Raw genomic sequence first — 2840 nt, 5'->3', positions numbered from 1 at the left:
GGTTGTGATAAAAGGCTTCCAGGTCGTTGAATTCCGACAGCCTGCGCGGGCGCTGCATCAGGCCGAACCCTTGCGGGTTTTCATCGACGAAGGACGAGACCTGGAGCCGCGTGGGGTTGGCCAAGGGCCGCCACAGGGTTTCGCCATTGCCGTTCAGCACCAGCAGCCCGTCGCTGTCATGCACCGCCGGGCGGAAGTCGTCGAAACGGTTGCGGTTGGTGGCGTCGAACAGGAACATCGAGGTGAGCGGCGCAAGACCTGCATGGCTCAGCTCTTCGCGGGAGAACAGTGTTGCTTCCACATCCATCACGGCGCTGCTGCCGGGGGTGATTGTGAACCGGTAGGCGCCGGTCGCGGAGGGCGAATCCATCAGCGCATGCACCACCATTGAGCGCTGGCCGGGGGCAGGGGCCTCCAGCCAGAATTCGATGAACTCAGGGAATTCCTCACCTTCGGGGTCAGCGGTTTTCAACGCCAGCCCGCGGGCCGACAGCCCATAGGCGTTGCCGGTGCCGATGGCGCGGAAATAGCTGGCGCCCTGGAAGACGCAGAATTCGGTCTTTTTGTCCCGGTGATCCAGATCGGTGCGCAGGCGCAGGCCGGAATAGCCCAGGTCGCCCTCGGTCGTCAGATCCGGCGCCTTATCGTTTTTGTCGAACAGCGACAGGTCAAAGCCTATCCGCTGCGCCATGCCATCTGTCACTGTGTTGATCTGGATGGCGCGCGGGAAATAGAGGCCGGGCAGGAAGAAATCGACGTTATAGCTGCGGTCGGTCTTGGACCACAGCGCATCCTTGGTGCGGAACCAGCGGGATTTATAGTCGTCATAAGACTGGTCCAGCCAATCCTGCGGCACCATCGGGCGTTCGGCATAGGGTTTCGCAACCAGCGCGCGGGCCTTGGCCACCACCACATTGCGGGTAAAAGGCGTGGCTTCGCTTGCAAGGGCCGGCACTGCCGCCAGGGCGGTGCTGCCAAGCGCGGCGGCCAGAAAGGTACGGCGGGAGAAAGAGCTCATTTCTTGGCTCTCCATGGCTGGGACTTGAACCAGGCAGCGCCGTAAGCGCAACCAATGATTAGGAAAAAACCAAACAGATTGGCGAATGCCGTGGTCATAACCGCGCGGTCGGTATGGTCAAGCGCAAAGCCGATGAAACGCGCCAGTGCCATGGAAAAGACAAACACCGCAAGCGACTGCTGGCCGACTTTGGTGATGACCTGCAGCAGAACCGCCCAGATCCGCGCTGCGGCGGAACTGCCGGAGGCGATCAGCCGTTTGCCGCCTTCGCCCGCAGCAACCCAGCCAAGATAGGCCAGCGCCAGGAAATGGGCATAGCGCAGCAGGCCAAAGTCTGTTTTTTCGCGCCATTCGCCGATGGCATCGCGGCCCGGCTTGATCAGGTCGGCCAGCTCGGGGCTGGCGGCCTTGACCCAGGTGAAGACTTTCCACGATCCATAAGGCGCCGACAGGATCAGGAATGCGGCGGCCAGCACGACCAGCACTTTGGACACCGGCGGCTTCGGCAGCCAGCCTTTCATAAAGGCAAAGCCGGTGAAAAACAGCAGCTGCCAGCCGAACGGGTTAAAGAACCATTCGCGTTCCGACCAGGGTTCCGCCGGCAGTGACACACCGTCGGGACCCAGACCGATCATATAGGGGTTGGCGGTCAGCCAGATCAGCACCGATACAGCGGCCACGGCCCAAAGGCCGATCTTTTCCAACCCCATCATCAGCGGCATCAGCATCAGCACCACCAGGTACATCGGCAGGATGTCGAAGTAATTCGGCACATAGGTGAGGGTGAACAGCCCCACCAGCTGGGTCATCGGATCCTTGAAGAAATGGCCGAGATTCAGAGAGTTCACATAGCTCTTCTCGAACCCGCCATAGAGGTCGATGGCAGCCATGGAGACGGCAATGAAAACAAACAGGCCGATATGCGCCCAGAATACCTGCCAGCAGCGGAATGCGACGCGGGCGGTGCCCAGCCACCAGCCTTGCTTGGCAAAAGAGCCGCCAAAGGCAATGGCCGAGGCCATGCCGGAGCAAAACACAAAGATCTCGGTTGCGTCCGAGAACCCGAAACGGGCGGGAATCCAGCCGGTCCAGCGGTTGCCCGGGATGTGGGCGGCCAGGATGATGAACATGGCAATGCCACGGTAGAAGTCGAGCCGCGGGTCGCGCACACGCGGCTGCGCCGCCTGCGGCGGGGGGGCTGCGCGGTTGGCAACGCCGGGATCGTTCTGAGGCCCGGGGAAGGGCGCAACGCTGGACATTTGTGTTTTTGGTCCTTGAAAGTCTTATTCGGCAGGAACGCTTGCAGCACCGGGAGAGTTCCGGCCTTCGGCGATCAGGGTGCGGCGGGCAAGCGCGTAATTGTCCTCGGCGCCGCCGCGCTTGGCACGGCGGTCATCCAGGATTGCCTCGACCGCGTCAAGCTGGCCTGAGCGGATTCCCGCGTCTATGGTAATGCGTTCAAAAACATCGCGTTGCGCGTGGCTGCCGCCGGCCAGCTGCATGCTGCCGCGGGCGGACGCAAGATGGCTGAAGGCGGATTTGTAATTGCCGTCGCCAAAGGCTTCCAGCCCATCGGCGGCTGCGCAGCCCGGATCACCCATGCGGGCGCAGGCTTCGGTCCCTCCCTGCTTGGCGTCGGCATGAATGCGCTGAACCAGCTTGCGGGCGTCTTCCTTGCGGTGGCCGGTGAGGGCCAGCAGGTAATGCAAGTCGGCGAAAATCAGGCTGCCGTCCTCGGTGCGGTTGGCGCAAAGCTCCGACAGTTCTTCCCAGCGGCTGCCTGCATCGACGCCTTCCAGTTCCAGCCGCACCAGCAATGACG

Annotated in this window: 2 protein-coding genes and 1 pseudogene; all 3 read right to left on the bottom strand. The window is 62.3% G+C overall.

Going from position 1 to position 2840, the window contains the following annotated elements:
- Positions 1-1018: glucan biosynthesis protein (locus A2I95_RS29680; RefSeq protein ID WP_291735649.1), on the bottom strand; the 1018-nt coding region annotated here is incomplete at its 3' end.
- On the bottom strand, positions 1015-2277 hold the full coding sequence (locus A2I95_RS29675; RefSeq protein WP_291735647.1) for an OpgC family protein: 1263 nt from the start codon (positions 2275-2277) through the stop codon (positions 1015-1017). The genes A2I95_RS29680 and A2I95_RS29675, both read right to left, overlap by 4 nt.
- Before the next feature lie 24 nt (positions 2278-2301).
- Positions 2302-2840: pseudogene (locus A2I95_RS29670) on the bottom strand (tetratricopeptide repeat protein); the annotation flags it as partial.

Source organism: Leisingera sp. F5 (genome assembly GCF_001593695.1).
The sequence above is the reverse complement of the archived record's forward strand: the minus strand, read 5'-3'. Positions and strand labels throughout refer to the sequence as shown.